The 429-nt window shown below is 62.5% G+C and carries 1 protein-coding gene; it reads left to right on the top strand.

The genetic code is table 11. The features are described from left to right. Positions 1–134 precede the first annotated feature (134 nt). A partial coding sequence (locus EN964_RS37150; protein ID WP_127277639.1) for a LysR family transcriptional regulator occupies positions 135–429 on the top strand: 295 nt, incomplete at its 3' end.

The raw sequence follows: 429 nt of genomic DNA, 5'->3' as shown, positions 1-429 counted from the left end.
GGTCGGGCTTCGGACATGGCAACTCCTTTGTGGGCCATGCTGCGGGCAGGCCGACAGACACAATATAGAGCCTTCCATCATTCAAATGGAGATGACATATTCGTAACCTGTCCTTCCATTTTCCGGAAGAAGCTATGGATCGTCTCGAAGCCATGTCGCTCTTTGTCGCCGCGGTGGAGGCCGGCAGCCTTTCCGCGGCCAGCCGCCGTTTCGGCATTCCGCTGGCGACGGTCAGCCGCAAGATTTCCGATCTCGAGCGCCATCTGAACACACGTCTCCTGAATCGCTCGACGCGACGGCTGACACCGACCGATGCCGGCCAGGCCTATCTTGCCGCCTGCCGCCGCATCCTGGACGAGGTCGGCGAGGCCGAACGCACGGCAGCCGGCGAATACAGCGCGCCGACCGGCGAATTGGCCATCACCGCGC

The organism is Mesorhizobium sp. M7A.F.Ca.CA.001.10.2.1 (assembly GCF_003998575.1).
Classification (GTDB): domain Bacteria; phylum Pseudomonadota; class Alphaproteobacteria; order Rhizobiales; family Rhizobiaceae; genus Mesorhizobium.
This window is presented reverse-complemented; position numbering and strand designations above follow the sequence as displayed.